This window comes from Streptomyces lavendulae subsp. lavendulae (genome assembly GCF_002803845.1).
In the GTDB taxonomy this organism is placed as follows: domain Bacteria; phylum Actinomycetota; class Actinomycetes; order Streptomycetales; family Streptomycetaceae; genus Streptomyces; species Streptomyces lavendulae.
The window spans coordinates 4,244,306-4,263,180 of sequence record NZ_CP024985.1 but is presented as its reverse complement, the minus strand read 5'-3'; the positions used below and the strand labels follow the sequence as shown (position 1 = coordinate 4,263,180).

17 protein-coding genes and 1 tRNA gene are annotated in these 18,875 nt (G+C 73.3%); 16 read left to right on the top strand and 2 right to left on the bottom strand.

The genetic code is table 11. The features are described 5' to 3' along the window. Window positions 1-43: 43 nt before the first annotated feature. The 16 genes from SLAV_RS18640 (at window position 44) to SLAV_RS18565 (ending at window position 14,833) form a co-directional block, all read left to right on the top strand. Window positions 44-1,561, top strand: a complete 1,518-nt coding sequence (locus SLAV_RS18640) for a S1C family serine protease (protein WP_030225381.1) — start codon at window positions 44-46, stop codon at window positions 1,559-1,561. 82 nt (window positions 1,562-1,643) lie between these two features. Further along, window positions 1,644-2,549, top strand: a complete 906-nt coding sequence (locus SLAV_RS18635) for a LysR family transcriptional regulator (RefSeq protein WP_030225385.1) — start codon at window positions 1,644-1,646, stop codon at window positions 2,547-2,549. 99 nt (window positions 2,550-2,648) lie between these two features. Further along, window positions 2,649-3,206: a cysteine dioxygenase family protein gene (locus tag SLAV_RS18630; protein ID WP_030225386.1), complete on the top strand. Its 558-nt coding sequence runs from the start codon at window positions 2,649-2,651 to the stop codon at window positions 3,204-3,206. Then, entirely contained in the window at window positions 3,206-4,264 is a 1,059-nt protein-coding gene (locus SLAV_RS18625; RefSeq protein WP_078950088.1) for a YeiH family protein, read from the top strand. Before SLAV_RS18630 ends, SLAV_RS18625 begins: the two co-directional genes overlap by 1 nt. 196 nt (window positions 4,265-4,460) lie before the next feature. After that, on the top strand, window positions 4,461-5,405 hold the full coding sequence (locus tag SLAV_RS18620; protein WP_030225391.1) for a trypsin-like serine peptidase: 945 nt from the start codon (window positions 4,461-4,463) through the stop codon (window positions 5,403-5,405). 72 nt (window positions 5,406-5,477) lie between these two features. Beyond that, window positions 5,478-5,562, top strand: a tRNA-Ser gene (locus SLAV_RS18615). 143 nt (window positions 5,563-5,705) lie between these two features. Further along, a complete protein-coding gene (locus SLAV_RS18610; RefSeq protein ID WP_030225394.1) occupies window positions 5,706-5,900 on the top strand; it encodes an antitoxin in 195 nt (64 codons plus the stop codon). A 222-nt stretch (window positions 5,901-6,122) separates the two neighbouring features. Next, on the top strand, window positions 6,123-6,530 hold the full coding sequence (locus SLAV_RS18605; RefSeq protein ID WP_078950089.1) for a DUF6344 domain-containing protein: 408 nt from the start codon (window positions 6,123-6,125) through the stop codon (window positions 6,528-6,530). A 547-nt stretch (window positions 6,531-7,077) separates the two neighbouring features. Continuing rightward, window positions 7,078-7,389 (top strand): hypothetical protein, encoded by a 312-nt coding sequence (locus SLAV_RS18600; RefSeq protein WP_030225406.1) that lies wholly within the window; start codon window positions 7,078-7,080, stop codon window positions 7,387-7,389. Between the two features lie 223 nt (window positions 7,390-7,612). Next, the gene (locus SLAV_RS18595) at window positions 7,613-8,764 is read left to right on the top strand and encodes an acyl-CoA dehydrogenase family protein (RefSeq protein WP_030225409.1); all 1,152 of its coding nucleotides are present in this window, start codon (window positions 7,613-7,615) and stop codon (window positions 8,762-8,764) included. Further along, window positions 8,761-9,723, top strand: coding sequence for a bifunctional MaoC family dehydratase N-terminal/OB-fold nucleic acid binding domain-containing protein (locus SLAV_RS18590; protein WP_030225413.1), 963 nt, complete (start codon window positions 8,761-8,763; stop codon window positions 9,721-9,723). Before SLAV_RS18595 ends, SLAV_RS18590 begins: the two co-directional genes overlap by 4 nt. Window position 9,724: 1 nt before the next feature. Beyond that, window positions 9,725-10,765, top strand: a complete 1,041-nt coding sequence (locus SLAV_RS18585; RefSeq protein ID WP_030225416.1) for an acyl-CoA dehydrogenase family protein — start codon at window positions 9,725-9,727, stop codon at window positions 10,763-10,765. After that, window positions 10,762-11,151, top strand: a complete 390-nt coding sequence (locus SLAV_RS18580; RefSeq protein ID WP_030225418.1) for a MaoC family dehydratase — start codon at window positions 10,762-10,764, stop codon at window positions 11,149-11,151. Before SLAV_RS18585 ends, SLAV_RS18580 begins: the two co-directional genes overlap by 4 nt. Further along, on the top strand, window positions 11,148-12,314 hold the full coding sequence (locus SLAV_RS18575; RefSeq protein WP_030225420.1) for a lipid-transfer protein: 1,167 nt from the start codon (window positions 11,148-11,150) through the stop codon (window positions 12,312-12,314). The genes SLAV_RS18580 and SLAV_RS18575 overlap by 4 nt, the downstream gene beginning before the upstream one ends. A gap of 134 nt (window positions 12,315-12,448) precedes the next feature. Continuing rightward, complete coding sequence (locus SLAV_RS18570) at window positions 12,449-12,982, top strand: SigE family RNA polymerase sigma factor (protein ID WP_030225430.1); 534 nt, start codon at window positions 12,449-12,451, stop codon at window positions 12,980-12,982. Window positions 12,983-13,183: 201 nt separating this feature from the next. Further along, window positions 13,184-14,833, top strand: coding sequence for a long-chain fatty acid--CoA ligase (locus tag SLAV_RS18565; protein ID WP_030225433.1), 1,650 nt, complete (start codon window positions 13,184-13,186; stop codon window positions 14,831-14,833). Here SLAV_RS18565 and SLAV_RS18560 read toward each other — a convergent pair whose 3' ends face one another. Continuing rightward, entirely contained in the window at window positions 14,834-15,409 is a 576-nt protein-coding gene (locus SLAV_RS18560) for an antibiotic biosynthesis monooxygenase (RefSeq protein ID WP_030225435.1), read from the bottom strand. A 13-nt stretch (window positions 15,410-15,422) separates the two neighbouring features. Then, window positions 15,423-18,797: a response regulator gene (locus tag SLAV_RS18555; protein WP_030225437.1), complete on the bottom strand. Its 3,375-nt coding sequence runs from the start codon at window positions 18,795-18,797 to the stop codon at window positions 15,423-15,425. Between the last annotated feature and the right edge of the window lie 78 nt (window positions 18,798-18,875).

The window sequence follows — 18,875 nt, the reverse complement described above, 5'->3', positions numbered from 1 at the left end:
TCCAGTAGCCGTGTAGGCCGTGCGTGACTGAGGAGAGAGAGCTGTGAGCACCGAGAACGAGGGCACCGCGGCCCCGACACCCCCCGCGGCCCCGTCCGCACCCCCCGTGCCCGTGGCCGCCTCCACCCCCGACGCGGCTCCGTCCTCCGCGCAGCCCGCGCCCGGTGCCGAGCACACGCAGCCCGCGCCCGGCGCCGAGCAGACCCAGCAGCTTCCGCCCACCCCGGCGGACCCCCCGGCGTACGACCGGCCGCAGGACCAGCCCCCGGCCTACGGGCACACCCAGCCGCAGCCCCAGCCCGGGCCCCCGGGCGGCGCCCCGGCGGCGTACGGCGCCGAGGGCTGGCCCCCGCCGCCGCCCGCGGTGCCCGCGTACGGCGGCCAGGGCGGCCACGGCGGCGGCTGGGGCACCCCGCTCCACACCGACGGCGCTCCGCAGCCCAAGCCGAAGGGCAGGGGCGGCCTGGTCGCCGCCGTCCTGGCGGCGGCCCTGCTCGCCGGCGGCATCGGCGGCGGCGTCGGCTACTGGGCGGCCCAGCGCGGCGACGACGCCACGGGCTCCACCACGATCACCGCCACCACCCCCAAGGACATCAAGCGCGAGCCCGGCTCCGTCGCGGGCCTCGCCGCGTCCGCGCTGCCCAGCGTCGTCACCATCGAGGCCTCGGCCGGGGACGGCGAGGGCGGCACCGGCACCGGCTTCGTCTACGACGAGCAGGGCCACATCCTCACCAACAACCACGTGGTGGCCTCCGCCGCCAACGGCGGCAAGCTCTCGGCGACCTTCTCCAACGGCAAGAAGTACGACGCCGAGGTGATCGGCCGCGCCCAGGGCTACGACGTCGCCGTGCTCAAGCTGAAGAACCCGCCGTCGGCCCTCAAGCCGCTGGCCCTCGGCGACTCCGACAAGGTCGCGGTCGGCGACTCGACCATCGCGATCGGCGCCCCGTTCGGCCTGTCCAACACGGTCACCACCGGCATCGTCAGCGCGAAGAACCGTCCGGTGGCCTCCGGCGACGGCTCCGGCGGCAAGAACTCGTACATGAGCGCCCTCCAGACGGACGCCTCCATCAACCCCGGCAACTCGGGCGGTCCGCTCCTCGACGGCCGCGGCGCGGTCATCGGCATCAACTCCGCGATCCAGTCCGCGGGCAACGGCGGCTTCGGCGGCGGACAGGCCGGCTCGATCGGCCTCGGCTTCGCCATCCCGATCAACCAGGCCAAGAACGTCGCCGACTCCCTGATCAAGACCGGCAAGCCGGTCTACCCGGTGATCTCGGTCTCCGTCGACCTCCAGGCCAAGACCGACGGCGCCAAGATCTCCGAGCAGGGCGCGGCCGCCAACGAGCTGGTCGACCCCAACGGCCCGGCCGGCAAGGCGGGCCTCAAGCCCGGCGACGTCATCACCGAGTTCGGCGGCCGGCAGGTCGACAGCGGTCCGACGCTGATCAGCCTGATCTGGACGTACAAGCCGGGTGACACCGTGAAGCTGACCTACCTGCGGGACGGCAAGCCCACCACGGTCGACATCACCCTCGGCTCGCGGGTCGGCGACAAGTAGCCGCTCGACACTGGCTTGATGGGAGGGGCCGTGGGCGGGATTCCGTCTACGGCCCCTCCCAATATCTGCTTATGCTTCGCTCGTGTTCGATTCACGGCACATACGGACATTCCATGAAGTGGTCGCCGCGGGTTCGTACTCGGCGGCCGCTCGCGTCCTGGGCTACACCCAGCCCGCGATCACCCAGCAGATGAAGGCGCTCGAACGCGCCGTCGGCACCCCGCTGTTCACCCGCGTGGGCCGGAAGATGAAGCTCACCGAGGCCGGAGAGTCCCTGGCCCGGCACGCCGAGTCCATCCTCGGCTCCCTCTCGGCCGCCGAGGCCCAGCTCAAGGCCTACACCCGGCTGCGCACCGGGCGGGTACGGGTCTGCGGCTTCCCCAGCGCCAACGTCACCCTCGTCCCCGAGGCCCTCAGCGGGCTGGCGAAGGACCACCCCGGCGTCCAGGTCGAGCTGCTGGAGGGCGAGCCCCCGGAGTCCCTGCGCCGCCTCCAGCGCGGCGAGTGCGACATCACCCTCGCCTTCACCTACCCCGGGCTGCACGAGGAGGTGCCGGAGGAGGTCGCCGAGGTCAGGCTCCTGGAGGACCAGCTGACCGTGCTGCTCCCGACCGGCCACCCGCTCGCCCGGCGCCGCGCCGTGCACCTGGCCGACCTCGCCGAGGAACGCTGGATCGCGGGCTGCCCCCGATGTCGCGCCAACCTGCTGCACGAATGCGCCGAGCTGGGCTTCGTCCCCGACATCAGGTTCGCCACCGACGACAACCTGGTGGTCCAGAGCCTCGTCGCGCAGGGGCTGGGCGTGGCCATGATGCCCGCGCTGGTACTGCCGTCGCTCTCCCTCACCCGGGTCTGCGGGCGGGTGCTGGAGCCCGCGGCCCGCCGTCACATCGCCGCCTACGTCTACCGCGACCACCTGCGGATCCCGGCGACCGCCGTGGTGCTGGACGAGCTGAAGCGCGTCGCCGCGAACCGCATCGGCTGCTGAGCCACCGGCTCCACCCACCCTCGATCCATAAGCTCACCTTGGGATTTCAGGGAAGAACTGTCGTTGGACGTGATGGATGGGGCGGCGGACGCTGCTCCCATGACCACCACCACGCCGGCCCGTACGACCGCGAGGATGGCCGCCCTCGTCAGTGAGATCCGCAAGGTCGTCGACCGGGGGCTGGCCCCCGACCTGACCGCCTACCTCGTCGGTGAGCGCCTCGCCCCGCACCTGGGCGAGCCCGAGCTGCTCACGCCCGAACAGTGCGAGGGGCACCCCGACCGGTACCGGCAGCACATCCTGCACACCGAGCCCGACGGGAGCTTCTCCGTCGTCGCCCTGGTGTGGCTGCCGGGCCAGGAGACCTCCATCCACGACCACGTCTCCTGGTGCGTGGCCGGGGTGCACGAGGGCGCCGAGAGCGAGGTCCGCTACCGGCTGGCCCCCGCCGCGGGACCCGGGGGCGCGGCGCGGCTCGTGCCGACAGAGGAAGTGGTCAACGGCCAGGGGGACGTCTGCGGGTTCGCCCCGCCCGGCGACATCCACAAGGTGCGCAACTCCTGTCGTACGACGGCGATATCCCTGCACGTCTACGGGGCCGACGTGGGCCGCCTCGGCAGCAGCGTCCGCCGCGTCTACCCGGAACCGACCGGCTGATGGCCCTCCTGAACCGCACCGTCCACCGGCCGGTGCGGCCGCGCCTGCCCCGTGTTTCACGTGAAACATCCACCTCCTGGCCCGGATTGGGCCTGGCCGCCGCCGGGACCCTGGTGGCGTGGTGCGTGCACGAGGTGGTCCCGGCGGTACCGATGCTGACCGCTTCGGTGGTGCTCGGCATCGCGGCGGCCCACCTGCCCGGTCTACGGGGCGTGGTGCGCGGACCGGCCCGCCCGGGCCTGTCGCTGGCCGGCCGGCGCCTGATGCGCATCGGCATCGTCCTGCTGGGCCTCGCCCTGGGGCTGGACCAGGTGGTCCGGCTGGGCTGGGCGACGGTGGCGATGGTGAGCGGCGTGGTCGCGGCCACCTTCTTCGGCACCGTCTGGCTGGGCCGGCGCCTCGGACTCCCGGGGGACCAGCCCCTGTTGATCGCCACCGGCTACTCGATCTGCGGCGCCTCGGCGATCGGCGCGGTGAGTGAGGTGTCCGGCAGCGACGAGGAGGACGTGGCCACCTCGGTGGCGCTGGTGACCCTTTGCGGGACGCTCGCCATCGCCGTACTCCCCCTCCTCCAGGACCCGTTGGGACTCTCCGACCTCGCCTTCGGGCGGTGGGTGGGGGCCAGCGTCCACGATGTCGGGCAGGTCGTGGCGACGGCCCAGACCGCCGGGCCCGGGGCACTGGGCGAGGCGGTGCTGGTCAAGCTGATGCGGGTGGCGCTGCTGGCTCCGCTGGTGGCGGCCGTGGCCTTCTCGATGCGCGCCCGGCGGCGCGGGGTGCGCACCGCCTCGGGGCGCAGGCCCGCTCCGGTGCCCCTGTTCGTGGCGGGGTTCCTGGCGGCGGCCGCGCTCCGCGCCACGGGCGTGCTGCCCGACGTGGCCCTGGAGTGGGCGCACACCGCGCAGGGACTGCTGCTGGCGGCGGCCCTGTTCGGCCTGGGCAGCGCGGTCGACCTTCCCACCCTGGCCCGGACCGGGGGGCGCGCGGCCCTGCTGGGGCTGGGGGCCTGGGTGATGGTGGCCGGGGTCTCGTACCTCGGGGTCCTGCTCACCGTATGACCCCTTGTCCCGGCGGGAGTTGGCCATTTCCTGGCCGGAACCGACCGAACGTCCGGACTGCCCGCTGACATTTCGGGGCGCGCGTGCGACGGTGCCCCCGCACGTGCGCTCACCCGTACCGCCGATCCGCACCGACAGCTCTTCACCCCACCCTGCCCGGGTCACACGGGTCCGGGCACGGCAGAAGGAGTCCTGCGTGAATCGTCATCGCACGGCGGCATCCGTCCTCCTCGCCGCGGGCGCCCTGCTCGCGGGGGCCCTGACGGCGGCCTCCCCCTCGGCCGCCGCGGAACCGCCCGCCTCGTTCCGGCCGTCGCAGACGGCCGGCTTCTGGACGGCGGAACGGATGCGGCAGGCCACCCCGCTGGACGTGACGGCCACCCCCGGCGGCGCCCGTACGACCCCGGCCGCGCCCGGCCCCTCCCTCCGGGTGGCCCCCACGGCGGCATCCCCCACGTCGTTCCCGCAGGCCGGCGGGGCCTGGACCGGCGGCGGGGCGATCGTGAGGACGTCGGGCCGGGTCTTCTTCACGATGGGCGACCGGACGGCCTCCTGCTCCGGAGACTCGATCACGAGCGCCAACGGCAGCACCGTCATCACGGCCGGGCACTGCGTGAAGTACCAGGGCGCCTGGCACGCCAACTGGGTCTTCGTCCCCGCCTACGACAACGGGAACGCGCCCTACGGCCAGTGGCCGGCGACCAAGACCCTCGCCACCGACCAGTGGGCGGCGAGCGAGGACATGAACATGGACGTCGGCCTGGCGGTGGTCGCCCCGCTGAACGGCCGCAAGCTCAGCGAGGTCGTCGGGGCCCAGGGCATCCTCTTCAACGGCGGCTACACCAAGAAGATGTACTCCTTCGGCTTCCCGGCGGCCGCGCCCTACGACGGCACCAGGCTCGTCTACTGCAGCGGCACCACCGGCAAGGACTTCCTTCTCACCAAGGACCACAGCCTGGGCTGCAACATGACGGGCGGCTCCAGCGGCGGCCCCTGGCTCCAGGACTTCGACGAGACCACCGGCCTGGGCACCCAGGTGTCGGTGAACAGCTTCGGCTACAACTTCCTGCCGAACCGGATGTTCGGCCCCTACTTCGGCAACGAGGCCAAAGCGGCCTACGACAAGGCCCAGACCTCCTGACCCCGACCACCCCCGGCACCCCGGAAACACCCACCCCACCCACCCTCACATCCCGGTACTCTGTACCGGCCAGGTGGGTTGCCCGAGCGGCCTAAGGGAACGGTCTTGAAAACCGTCGTGGCGCGAGTCACCGTGGGTTCAAATCCCACACCCACCGCACAGGAACGGCCCCTGACCGGGAAACACGGTCAGGGGCCGTTCGGCGTTTCCGGGGCGTCGTCGGGCGGGCCGGCGCGCGGATGCGGTGTGCGGGGCGGGCCGCGATGCTGGAGGGGACGGAACACAGCGGAAGGAGCATTCATGTCCATGATGGACAAGCTCAAGCAGATGCTGAAGGGCCACGAGAAGGAGGCCGGCCAAGGGGTCGACAAGGCCGGTGACTACGTCGACGGCAAGACCCAGGGCAAGTACGCAGGCCAGGTCGACATGGCCCAGGAGAAGATCAAGGACCAGCTGGGACGCCCCGAAGGGGAAGCCAAGCCGCCACACCCGTAGTCCGGGGGCGGCCCGGCGGTTTTTTCGTCCTTCCGACTCCCCTGGCGGTTGATTCCCAGGTCAGAGGGCGGGCCCCGTGTGGGCCCGCCCTCTGTTTTGGTTCATACGAGTGGTGTTTGTCAGAAGAACGGCGCGCGTGGTGGGGGTTCTGCGGTTGCGGCCACATCATGACGAATGTATGCAGATCCGCCCTTCGGAACATCGAGGAACGAGGCGCTCGTCATGACCCACCGCAGCAGCATCACGTCGATCTGGACTACTCTCCTCGCCGCACTCGTGGCGGTCCTGACCGCCCTCGGTTTCGGCGGGAAGGCGGCCCCGGTCGCGGCCGCCGCCACCGTTGCCACTCCGATGGTCCCCGCCGTGCGCCGGACGGTTCCGGTGGCGCGCCGGACGTGGCGGGCGATGATGCGGGGCGGTTCGCTCCCGCCGACCATCAAGCAGCGGATCCGCGCCGAGGCGCACGGCAAGAGCCCTTCCGTCCGGCGGTCCACCACGGCGGCGGCGCTCGCGGCCGACGCGGTACGCGGTGCGGGTGCGCCTGTGAGTGGCACGCCCGTGGGTGCGGATGTGGTGGGCGTGCGTGGTGGTGGCGTGGGGCAGCGGGGGCGGATGGCGCTCGCGGCGTAGTGACGGGGCCCGCGGTGGCCCGGCAGGGCAGGCGGGACTGGTAGGACAGGCAGGCCCGGCAGGGCAGGCAGGGAACGTACGAGACGTAGGTGCGCAGGCGCTGGAGCCCGGTCGTCGTGGCCGTGGATCGCGCTGCGGAGTGCCCCCGGGAGCGGGGCGCGGTGGAATGACCCCGGCGGGCGCCGGGGGCGTGCGGGGGGCGTGAAGCTTGGTACGGCAGGGCCGCAGGACCGGGAGACGGTGGGGTTCCCGGACGACGCGGCCCTCTTCGGCATGTCCGGGACCGGCAGCTTTGACGGAACGATTCACCTTTTGTGCGGAAAGGGTTCTGCTGGTGCGCGTGTGCTGACGTGGGGCAGCAGGGGCGCGAATCGCGTTTATCCACTGTTGGTCATGCTTGCGGGGGAATAGCTGACTGCGGGGTGGTTCGCCGGGGATTCGGTGGGCAACTCTGGTCTCGCGACGTCGTCCGCACCACGGAACGACCGGGGCGGTCGGCCAACTGCCTCGGGAAGAACCCGACTTCGGTTTTCTGGAGGATTCAGACATGGCAAGCATCCGTACCGCCCGCGCCATCGCCGCCGTCGCCGCTCTCCCCCTCGCCGTCGCCCTGTTCGGCGGCGTGGCCTCGGCCGACAACGGCTCGTTCGCGAACGACGGATCGAATGCGAGCGTCGCCGGCATCGTGGGCAGCGGTGTGGGCGGCGACAACCACGGCAACTCCTCCACCTCGCAGCAGGTGGCCACCGGCTCCGGAGCCTCGAACCAGAACAACACCGCACAGGTCAACCGATCGGCCTTCACGGCGATCCAGCAGGCCAACTCCAACATCGCGCTGAACTTCCACCCCTGGTGGTAGGTGTCCGCCGGACCGCGGTGACCGCTGACCCGCGGTGACCGCTGAGCCGCGCTGAACGACGAGGGCGCCCGTACGACCGGACCGGCTGGGGTCCGGTAGTGCGGGCGCCCTTTCGCGTCCCGTTCCCGGACCGTTCCCGGCGCCCTCCCGACCTTGACATCGGCAGTGGATCTGACGGACAGTCAGATCCACTCGTCCGATGCGATGCCGGGAGGCCAGTGCCGTGCACCTCGCCCCGTCCGAAGGCCAGTTGAGGCTGCGCACCGAACTGCGGGAGTACTTCCGGAACCTGCTGCCGGACGGGGTGCCCGAGGACCCGGACGCCCAGCGCGCGCTCCTGCGCCGCATCGGCGCCGACGGCCTGCTCGGCCTCGGCTGGCCCGTCGAGTACGGGGGCCGGGGCCGCGGCCCCGACGAACAGTTCGTCTTCTTCGACGAGGCCTACCGGGCCGGCGCCCCCGTCTCCATGGTCACCCTGAACACCGTCGGCCCCACCCTCATGAAGTACGGCACCCCGGAGCAGAAGGAGTACTTCCTCCCCCGGATCCTGCGGGGCGAGGTCGTCTTCGCCATCGGCTACTCCGAGCCCGAGGCCGGCACGGACCTGGCCTCGCTGCGCACCCGCGCCGTCCGCGACGGCGGGGACTGGGTGATCGACGGGCAGAAGGTCTTCACCTCCAACGCCCAGAACGCGGACTGGATCTGGCTGGCCTGCCGTACCGACCCCGAGGCCCCCAAGCACAAGGGCATCTCCATCGTCCTCGTGCCCACCGACAGCCCCGGCTTCGCCTGGACCCCCATCGACACGGTCGGCGGCCTCACCACCACCGCCACCTACTACGAGGGCGTCCGCGTCCCCGTGGGCCACCTCGTCGGCCCCGAACACGGCGGCTGGGGCCTGATCACCAACCAGCTCAACCACGAACGCGTCGCCCTCGCCGCCATCGGCATGCAGGCCGAGGACTTCTACGCGCAGGCGCTCGCCCACGCCCGCACCCCCGACCCCGCCACCGGCGAGCGCCCGGCCGACCGGCCCTGGGTGCGGTCCCGGCTGGCCGAGGCCCATGCCCGTCTGGCCGCCGTGCGCCTCCTCAACTGGCGCCTGGTCCAGGACGTCGGCGCGGGCACCCTGGCCCCCGGCGACGCCAGCGGGGTGAAGTTCCTCGGCACCGAGTCCACCGTCGAGGTGTACCGCGTCTGCCAGGAGGTCGTCGGCGAAGAAGCCCTGATCAGAGGCCCGGACGCCTTCGCGGGCGGCGAGCTGGAGCGGATGAACCGGGCCGCCCAGATCAACACCTTCGGCGGCGGCGTCAGCGAGGTACAGCGCGAGATCGTCGCCATGATGCGGCTCGGCATGAAGGGGAGGAAGCGATGACGGGGGACGCGGCGGCCGGGAGCGCCGAACGGGACGAGCGGGACGAGCGGGATGAGAGGGACGAGCGGTTCCACCACCTGCTCAAGACCTTCGAAGGGCGCCCCGCCGCCACCGCCGGCCGGGCCAAGGACGCCGTCAACGAGCCCATGATCCGCCACTGGTGCGAGGCGATGGGAGACACCAACCCGGCCTACCGCGGCCCGGACGCCGTCGCCCCGCCCACCATGCTCCAGGCCTGGACGATGGGCGGGCTCTCCGGCCACACCGACCGCTCCTCCGCCTACGACGAGCTCCTCGCCCTCCTCGACTCCGCGGGCTGCACCTCGGTCGTCGCCACCGACTGCGAGCAGGAGTACCTGCGCCCGCTGCGCCCCGGGGACACGGTGACCTTCGACGCCGTCATCGAATCGGTCTCCCCGCGCAAGACCACCAGACTCGGCACCGGGCACTTCGTGACGACCCGGATGGACGTCCGCGCGAACGGCGAGCCCGCCGGTACGCACCGCTTCCGCATCCTCAAGTACGCCCTCGCCGCCGCGCCCCCGAAGGCCCCGCCCAGGCCGGCGCGCCCCCGCCCCGTGATCAACCGCGACAACCAGGGGTTCTGGGACGGAGTCCGCGAGCACCGGCTGCTGATCCAGCGCTGCACCGCCTGCTCCACCCTGCGCTTCCCCTGGCTGCCCGGCTGCAACGCCTGCGCCTCCCCCGGCTGGGACACCGTCGAGGCGGCCGGCACCGGCACGGTCTTCAGCTACGTCGTCATGCACCATCCGCCCTTCCCCGCCTTCGACCCGCCGTACGCGGTGGCCCTCGTGGAGCTCGCCGAGGGCGTGCGCGTGATCGGCAACATCACCGGCGTCCCCTACGACAAGGTCCGCATCGGCATGCCCGTCCGGCTGGAGTTCCTGCGCGTCGACGACACGCTCGAACTCCCCGTCTTCCGCGGAGAGGCGGGCTGACATGGACTTCCACCCCACCGAGGAACAGAGCGCGGCGGCCGGACTCGCCGCCCGCATCTTCCGCGACCTGGCCACCCACGAACGCCTCGCCGCGGCGGGCACCGGCAGCGACGCCGAGCTGTGGAAGGCCCTCACCTCCGCCGGACTGACCGCGGCCGTGGAAGAGGTCGGCCTCCTCGGCCTGGTCCTGCTGCTGGAGGAACAGGGCCGCACCACCGCGCAGGTCCCGTACGCCGCCACCTGCGCGTACGGCATCCTGCCGGTCGCCGCCCACGGCAGCCCCGCCCAGCGCGCCGCCCTGCTGCCCGCCCTCGGCTCCGGCGAGGCCGTCGCCACCGGCGCGTTCCCCGGCCACGGCCGGATCACCGCCACGCCCGACGGCCGCCTCACCGGCACCGCGCCCGCCGTCCCCTGGCTGCGCGACGCCACGCACGTCCTGGTCCCCGACGCGCGGCGGGCGCTGTGGCTCGTACGGACGGACGCGCCCGGCGTGACCACGTCCCCGGTGGAGACGACCGCCCCCTGGTCGGCGGGCCGGCTGACCCTGACCGGCGCCGCGGCGGAGCGGCTGGGCGGGGAGGACGCCTACGAACGGGTGCTCGCGGGCGCCCGCACCGCCTTCGCCGGCCTCCAGGCGGGTGTCTGCGCCGGCTCGCTGGCCCGCGCGGTCGAGTACACCTCCACCCGCGAGCAGTTCGGCCGGCCGCTGTCCACGAACCAGGGGGTCATGCTCCGCGCCGCCGACGCGTACATGGACACCGAGGCGATCCGGGTCACCGCGTACGAGGCGGCCTGGCGGATCGACCAGGGGCTCGGGGCCCGCGAGCACGCGCTCACGGCGGCCTGGTGGGCCTCGGAAGCGGGCAAGCGGGTCGTCCACACCGGCCAGCACCTGCACGGCGGCATGGGCGCCGACCTGGACCACCCCGTCCACCGGCACTTCCTGTGGGGGCGCCAGCTGGACGCCTATCTGGGCTGCGGCAGCGCACTGCTGGCCGAGCTGGGCGACACCCTCGCCGCGACGCAGGAGGAGAGCGCATGAACGTCGGCGACGCACTGCCGCCCCTGGAGATCCCGGTCACCCGCACCCTGATCGTCGCGGGCGCCATCGCCTCACGTGACTACCAGGACGTGCACCACGACGCGGAACTCGCCCGCGAGAAGGGCTCCCCGGACATCTTCATGAACATCCTGACCACCAACGGCCTGGTCGGCCGCTACGTCACCGACCACCTCGGCCCGCACGCCGTCCTGCGCAAGGTCGCCATCCGCCTGGGAGCCCCCAACCACCCCGGCGACACCATGACCCTCACCGGCACCGTCAGCGCCCTCGACGGGGACACGGTCGAGATCCGGGTCGTCGGCGCCAACCGCATCGGCCACCACGTCACGGGCACCGTGACCGTCACCCTGGGGGCCGGGGCATGAGCGTCCGCACCCGGGACGACCTAGGCGGCCGCGCGGCCATCGCCGGCATCGGCGCCACCGAGTTCTCCAAGGATTCGGGCCGCAGCGAGCTCAAGCTCGCGGTCGAGGCGGTCCACGCCGCCCTCGACGACGCCGGTCTCACCCCCGCCGACGTCGACGGCATGGTCACCTTCACGATGGACACCAGCCCCGAGATCACGGTGGCCCAGGCGGCCGGCATCGGGGACCTCTCCTTCTTCTCCCGCATCCACTACGGCGGCGGCGCGGCCTGCGCCACCGTCCAGCAGGCCGCCCTCGCCGTCGCCACGGGGGTGGCCGAGGTGGTGGTCTGCTACCGCGCCTTCAACGAGCGCTCCGGGCGCCGCTTCGGCTCCGGGGTCCAGCAGCGCGAGCCCTCGGCGGAGGGCGCAGCCCTCGGCTGGGCCCTGCCCTGGGGCCTGCTCACGCCGGCCTCCTGGGTGGCCATGGCGGCCCAGCGCTACCTGCACGCGTACCACCTGACGCCCGAGGCCTTCGGCCACGTCGCGGTCACCGGGCGGCGGCACGCGGCGAACAACCCCGCCGCCTACTTCCACGGCAAGCCCATCACCCTCGCCGACCACGCCGCCTCCCGGTGGATCGTGGAGCCCCTGCGGCTCCTGGACTGCTGCCAGGAGACGGACGGCGGCCAGGCCCTCGTCGTCACCACCACCGAGCGGGCCCGGGACCTGCGCCGGCGCCCCGCCGTGATCACCGCCGCCGCGCAGGGGGCCGGCCGCCGCCAGGAGGCGATGACCTCCTTCTACCGCGACGACCTCACCGGGCTTCCGGAGATGGACGTGGTCGCCCGCCAGCTGTGGCGCACCAGCGGCCTGCACCCCGCGGACATCGACGTGGCCGTCCTCTACGACCACTTCTCCCCCTTCGTGCTCATGCAGCTGGAGGAGTTCGGCTTCTGCGGACCGGGCGAGGCCGCCGACTTCGTCGCCGCCGACGCGCTCCCGCTCAACACCCACGGCGGCCAGCTCGGGGAGGCGTACCTGCACGGCATGAACGGCATCGCCGAGGCCGTCCGCCAGCTGCGCGGCACCTCCGTCAACCAGGTCGCCGGCGCCGGGCACGTGCTCGTCACGGCCGGGACCGGGGTGCCCACCTCCGGGCTGATCCTGGGCGCCGACGTCTGACCGCGGTCCCGGTCCGCGCCCGCCTCCTCCACCTACAGGAGGTGGGCCGCGGCCCGGCCCTACAACCTGAGATGGACCCGCCTTCGGCACCTGCGGCCGATCCCACAGGCGCCGTCCGCTCCTAGCGTGGAGTCATGACCACGCCTGTGTGCACACTCGCCTCGAACCCGACGACGTACCCGTCGTTCTCGGCGTACGTCCGGACGCGCGGCACGGTCCTGATGCGCACGGCGCGGTCCCTCACCGCCAATCCCTGCGATGCCGAGGACCTGCTCCAGACGGCCCTCGCCAAGACCTACGTCGCCTGGGACCGCATCGAGGACCACCGGGCCCTGGACGGCTACGTCCGGCGGGCCCTGGTCAACACCCGGACCTCGCAGTGGCGCAAGCGCAAGGTCGACGAGTTCGTCTGCGACGAGATCCCGGAGGTCGAGGAGCCGCCGGCGGCCGACCCCGCCGAGGCCCAGGCGCTGCGCGACGCGATGTGGCGCGCGGTGACCCGGCTGCCCGACCGGCAGCGGGCCATGGTCGTCCTGCGCTACTACGAGGACCTCACCGAGGCGCAGACCGCAGAGCTCCTCGGGGTCTCGGTCGGAACCGTCAAGAGCGCCGTCTCCCGCGCGCTCGTCAAACTCCGCGAGGACCCCGAACTGACCCCGGTCCGCTGACCCCGCCCCACCCGGCCCGTCGGTGTTTCACGTGAAACACCCGACGTTGTTTCACGTGAAACACCGACCGGCCCGCGGCCCCGGACAGTGATCCGCCCCGCTGTTTGTACCCCCGGGTAGTGACATGCCGACCGGTATGTGCACAGAATCGGCAGCATCCGAAAGCCGCCGCAGCGCCGCAGCGCTCACCGGGAGGACGCTTTGCTGAGCACCATGCAGGACGTACCACTCCTCGTCACCCGCATACTGCAGCACGGGATGACGATCCACGGGAAGTCCCAGGTCACGACCTGGACCGGGGAGGCCGAGCCGCACCGCCGCAGCTTCGCCGAGATCGGTGTCCGCGCCACCCGGCTCGCGGGCGCACTCCGCGACGAGCTCGGAGTCCGGCAGGAAGACCGTGTCGCGACCCTCATGTGGAACAACGCGGAGCACGTGGAGGCGTACTTCGCGATCCCCTCCATGGGCGCCGTCCTGCACACGCTCAACCTGCGGCTGCCGCCCGAGCAGCTGGTCTTCATCGTCAACCACGCCGCCGACCGGGTCGTGCTCGTCAACGGCACCCTGCTGCCGCTGCTGGCCCCCCTGCTGCCGCACCTGCCGACCGTCGAGCACGTGGTGGTCGCGGGCATCGGCGACCGCTCCGTCCTCGACGGACTCGACGTACGGGTCCACGAGTACGAGGAGCTCCTGGAGGGCCGCTCCGACCACTACGACTGGCCCGAGCTGGACGAGCGCCAGGCCGCGGCCATGTGCTACACCTCCGGCACCACCGGGGAGCCCAAGGGCGTCCTCTACTCCCACCGCTCCATCTACCTGCACTCCATGCAGGTCAACATGGCCGAGTCGATGGGCCTCACCGACCGGGACACCAGCCTCGTCGTGGTCCCCCAGTTCCACGTGAACGCCTGGGGCCTGCCGCACGCCACCTTCATGACCGGCATCAACATGCTGATGCCGGACCGGTTCCTGCAGCCCGCCCCGCTCGCCGAGATGATCGAGCGCGAGAGGCCCACGCACGCCGCGGCCGTCCCGACCATCTGGCAGGGTCTGCTCGCCGAGGTCACCGCCCACCCGCGGGACCTGACCTCGATGAAGCAGGTCACCATCGGCGGCGCGGCCTGTCCGCCCTCCCTGATGGAGGCCTACGACAAGCTCGGCGTCCGGCTCTGCCACGCGTGGGGCATGACCGAGACCTCCCCGCTGGGCACCATGGCGCACCCGCCGGCCGGGCTGAGCGCCGAGGAGGAGTGGCCGTACCGGGTCACCCAGGGCCGCTTCCCGGCGGGCGTGGAGGCCCGCCTCATCGGGCCCGGCGGCGACCGCCTGCCCTGGGACGGGGAGTCCGCGGGCGAGCTGGAGGTGCGCGGCACCTGGATCGCCGGCGCCTACTACGGCGGAGCGGACGGGGAACCCCTGCGCCCGCAGGACAAGTTCAGCGCCGACGGCTGGCTCAAGACCGGGGACGTCGGCGTGATCAGCCCCGACGGCTACCTCACCCTGACCGACCGGGCCAAGGACGTCATCAAGTCCGGCGGCGAGTGGATCTCCAGCGTGGAGCTGGAGAACGCGCTGATGGCGCACCCCGAGGTGGCCGAGGCCGCCGTCGTCGCCGTCCCGGACGACAAGTGGGGCGAGCGCCCGCTGGCCACGGTGGTCCTCAAGGAGGGAGCCACGGTGGACTACGCGGAACTGCGCGCCTTCCTCTCCGGGTCGATCGCCAAGTGGCAGCTCCCGGAGCGCTGGACGGTCGTGGAGGCGGTACCGAAGACGAGCGTCGGCAAGTTCGACAAGAAGGTGATCCGCAAGCAGTACGCCGACGGCGAGCTCGACGTCACCACCCTGGCCTGATCAGCCGCGGGTCAGCCAGGGCCGCAGCAGCCTGCTGACCGCGGGCATGGCCGCGTAGGTCATCAGGGTGCTGAAGACCACCGCGAAGGCGGCGGTCCGCAGCACGAAGTTCACGTCCACCAGGTACGGCCCGAGCACCGCGTTGCCCGCGAGCGAGATCGGGAAGATGGCCAGCCCCGAGCTGATCGCCATCTTCCAGCGCGGCGGCGCGGGCCGGGTCGTACCCGGCTTGGCGAACCAGGTCTCCATGCCCTGCAGCTCGCGCCGGGCTATCTCGGTGTGGTGGTGGCCGAGGCAGTTCGCGAACCACTGCGCCCGCTCCGGGGAGTCCTGCCAGCGCTGGAACGCCGCCTGGTTGCGGAAGCGGTGCACCAGGAACCAGGGCCCGCCCTGCGTCGTCGGCCGGAAGAGCCCGTACCCGAGGTGGTCCGGGAAACCGGCGGCGGTCTCCAGGATCCCGTGGGCCCAGGCCTCGAAGGTCTCCTCGTGACCGGGCTCCACCTGCCGCGCGATGAGCAGGTTCACCTCTCCGTTGTCGGCGGGGACGGTCTGCTCGGACGTGTTGGTGATGGCCATCGGGCCAGGATGACTAGTTGGTCCCGATCTTGGCCAGCAGGTCCACGATGCGGCCCTGCACGTCGGCCGTCGTGGCCCGCTCGGCGAGGAACAGCACGCTCTCGCCGGAGGCCAGCCGCGGCAGTTGCGCCGGCTCGATCCCGGTGGCCGTGTAGACGACCAGCGGGGTGCGGTTCAGCATCCCGTTGGCACGCAGCCAGTCCACGATCCCGGCCCGCCGCCGCCGCACCTGCATCAGGTCCATGACCACCAGGTTGGGCCGCATCCGGGTCGCCAGCTCCACCGCGTCGGTGTCCGCGCCGGCCCGTGCGACCTGTAGGCCCCGCCGCTCCAGCGCGGCGGTCAGCGCGGTCGCGATCTCCTCGTGCTCCTCGATGAGCAGCACCCGGGAAGGGTGCTGCTCGCTGTCGCGGGGCGCGAGCGCCTTCAGCAGCACCGCCGGATCGGCGCCGTACGCGGCCTCCCGCGTGGCATGTCCCAGCCCGGCCGTCACCAGTACGGGCACCTCGGCGGCCGCCGCGGCCTGGCGCAGGGACTGCAGGGCGGTCCGGGTGATCGGCCCGGTCAGCGGGTCGACGAACAGCGCGGCGGGGAACGCCGCGATCTGCGCGTCCACTTCCTCGCGGGAGTGCACGATCACCGGGCGGTAGCCGCCGTCGCTGAGCGCCTGCTGCGTCTGGGCGTCCGGCGCGGGCCACACCAGCAGCCGGCGCGGGTTGTCCAGCGGCTCGGGCGGCAGCTCGTCGTCCACCGGAAGCGGAACGGGACGGTTGACCACCTCGACGGCGCCACCGGGCCCGTCCAGCGGCTCGGGACCCTCGGCGGAGCCCGCCTCGGGGGCCCCTATGGCGAAGGCGCGCCCCTGGGGGGCCGGTTCGGAGAGCCGGCGCCGACGGCCGGACCCGGACCCGCCGGGGCCCGCGGCGGAGGGGTCCACGGAGATGCCCTGGCCCAGGGTGCCGAGCGCGCGCACGCTGATCGGCTGCCCCGCGCCCGCCGGGGCGTCCGTGGCCTGCCGTGCGGCGGGCACGGCCGCGGCCCGGCCGGCGCCGTCGGTGTCCTCGGGGGCGGTCCGGGCCGCCGGAACGGGCCACGCGGGGGTCGCGGGCAGCGCACGCCGACGCCCGGTCGGAGGTACGGACTCCCCCTCGTCCGCGGTGGCGGCGGGGGTCTGCGGCTCGCTGCCGCCGGGCGCGGCGAGCACCCGTCGGCCCCGGCGCCCGCCCGGCCCGTCGGAGTCCCCGTCGGCCTCCCCGGAAACGGGGGACGCGGGGGCGGGGGCGGAAGCGGAAGCAGCGGGGGGAGGACCGGCCGGAGCCGGACCCGCGGGCAGCGCGAAGCCGCCCTCGGGCGCGATCGGCCGCTGCGCGACGGGAGCCCCGAGCCCGGAGGCCGGTACCGGACCGGAGCCGGGCCGCGACGGCGCGGCGGCGGCCCCCAGCGCCCGGCGGCGTCCGGCGGGGTGCTCGGTCACCGGAACCGACGGCACCGCCGGTACGGGCGGCAGCGCCGGCATGGCGGTGCCCTGCGGGGGTACGGGGCGCCCGGCGCCCGGCAGTTCGAGCCCGCCGGGGCCTTCGCTGCCGTCGCCGTCACGGCCCCGGCGGCGCCCGGTGCCCAGCCCGGCGGGGTTCACCGGGGACTGCGCGAGTTCCGCGGGGCCCGAGGGGGCCTCGGCGGGGCTGCCGTCGGCGCGGCGCCGTCCGGACGGCAGCGCCAGCGCGCCACCGCCCTCGCGGGCCCCGGAGGCCTGCTCCCGGTCGCCTTCGTCCTCCAGGAAGGCGTCCACCCCGCGCCGGGCCCGCCGTCCGGCGGGAGCGCCGGGGCCACCGGGAGCGCCGGGGCCACCGGTCCGGCCCGGTCCGCCCTCCCCGGGGGCCTCTTCGCCGTCGGCCGCGTCCGGCTCCGGCTCCGGCTCCGGCAGGGTGACCGTCCCGGCTCCCGAACCCAGCGGCAGCTCCAGCACGAACGCCCCGCCGGGCGCGCCCGGCACCTCCACCGTCTGCAGGACCCCGCCGTGCGCGGCGACGATGCCCCGCACGATCGGCTCGTGCACGGGGTCGCCGCCCTCGTAGGGGCCGCGCACCTCGATCCGTACGACGTCACCGCGCTGCGCGGCGGCCACCACGATCGTGGAGTCCATGTAGCCGCTGCCCTGGGGGGTCTTGCCGGTGGCGTCCACGCCCGCGACGTCCGCGACCAGGTGGGCGAGCGCGGTCGAGATCCGCTGCGCGTCCACCTCGGCCTCGATGGTCGGCGCGTGGACGGCGAACTGCGCCCGCCCGGGGCCGATCAGCTCGACGGCCCCGTCGATCCCGGCCGCGACGACCGTGTTGATCAGAACGTTCTTCTTCTTGAGCTTGTCGCTGCCCGCGTCCAGCCGCTGGTAGCCGAGCACGTTGTCCACCAGGGTGGTCATCCGCGAGTAGCCGGCGGCCAGATGGTGCAGCAGCTGGTTGGCCTCGGGCCACAGCTGCCCCGCGTCGTCCGCGGCCAGGGTGGCCAGCTCCCCACGCAGCTCCTCCAGCGGGCCGCGCAGCGACTCGCCGAGGACGGCGGTCAGCTGGGCGTGGCGCGCGGCGAGGGCGTCGTAGGGGCGCCGGTCGGTGAAGGTCATGACGGCGCCGACGAGCAGCTCCCCGTCCCGCACGGGCGAGGTGGTCAGGTCGACGGCGACGGGCTGGCCCGCCTTGTTCCACAGCACCTGGCCGCGGACCCGGTGCTTGCGCCCGCTGCGCAGGGTGTCGGCGAGCGGGGACTCGTCGAAGGGGAAGGGGGAGCCGTCGGCGCGCGAGTGCTGGATCAGCCCGTGCAGCTCGCGGTTGCCGAGGTCGGTGGCGCGGTACCCGAGGATCTGCGCGGCGGCGGGGTTGACGAGGACGACCCGGCCGTCGGTGTCCGTGCCCACGACGCCTTCGGCGGCGGCGCGCAGGATCATCTCGGTCTGCCGCTGGGACCGGGCCAGCTCGGCCTCGGTGTCCACGGTCTCGGAGAGGTCCCGTACGACGAGCATCAGCAGTTCGTCGCCGGTGTAGGCGGGCTGGGGCTCGCGGTAGGCGTCACGGCCGTCGAGGTGGGCGCTGGTGACCTCGACGGGGAACTCGCTGCCGTCGGTGCGGCGCGCGGTCATCCGCTTGGGCTTGGCGCGGCCGTCCTCGTCGTCACCGGGACGGCGCATCGAACCGGGGATGAGTTTGGAGTCGAACTCGGGCAGGAGGTCGAGCACCCCGCGGCCGACGAGACCCGTGCCGGGGCTCTCCATGACCTCAAGGGCGATCGAATTCGCGTTGACGACCGTGCCGTTGGCGTTGACGAGCAACAGCGCGTCCGGAAGCGCGTCGAGTATTGCTGCGAGGCGAGCAGCGCCTCGGGATGGCCTGCTGCTCACGACGAGCTTCCTCCCTGACCACGACTACCGGCATGTCACGGGAGGAGTCTAAGGGCACCGTCCCGCGGCGAGGTGGCG

Excerpts from the sequence above, each read along its gene's own strand:
- SLAV_RS18575 (WP_030225420.1), top strand. The coding sequence starts at position 11,148 with ATGAGCGTCCGCACCCGGGACGACCTAGGCGGCCGCGCGGCCATCGCC.
- SLAV_RS18590 (WP_030225413.1), top strand. The coding sequence starts at position 8,761 with ATGACGGGGGACGCGGCGGCCGGGAGCGCCGAACGGGACGAGCGGGAC.
- SLAV_RS18605 (WP_078950089.1), top strand. The coding sequence starts at position 6,123 with ATGACCCACCGCAGCAGCATCACGTCGATCTGGACTACTCTCCTCGCC.
- SLAV_RS18630 (WP_030225386.1), top strand. The coding sequence starts at position 2,649 with ATGACCACCACCACGCCGGCCCGTACGACCGCGAGGATGGCCGCCCTC.
- SLAV_RS18610 (WP_030225394.1), top strand. The coding sequence starts at position 5,706 with ATGTCCATGATGGACAAGCTCAAGCAGATGCTGAAGGGCCACGAGAAG.
- SLAV_RS18570 (WP_030225430.1), top strand. The coding sequence starts at position 12,449 with ATGACCACGCCTGTGTGCACACTCGCCTCGAACCCGACGACGTACCCG.
- SLAV_RS18580 (WP_030225418.1), top strand. The coding sequence starts at position 10,762 with ATGAACGTCGGCGACGCACTGCCGCCCCTGGAGATCCCGGTCACCCGC.
- SLAV_RS18585 (WP_030225416.1), top strand. The coding sequence starts at position 9,725 with ATGGACTTCCACCCCACCGAGGAACAGAGCGCGGCGGCCGGACTCGCC.
- SLAV_RS18625 (WP_078950088.1), top strand. The coding sequence starts at position 3,206 with ATGGCCCTCCTGAACCGCACCGTCCACCGGCCGGTGCGGCCGCGCCTG.
- SLAV_RS18600 (WP_030225406.1), top strand. The coding sequence starts at position 7,078 with ATGGCAAGCATCCGTACCGCCCGCGCCATCGCCGCCGTCGCCGCTCTC.
- SLAV_RS18560 (WP_030225435.1), bottom strand. The coding sequence starts at position 15,409 with ATGGCCATCACCAACACGTCCGAGCAGACCGTCCCCGCCGACAACGGA.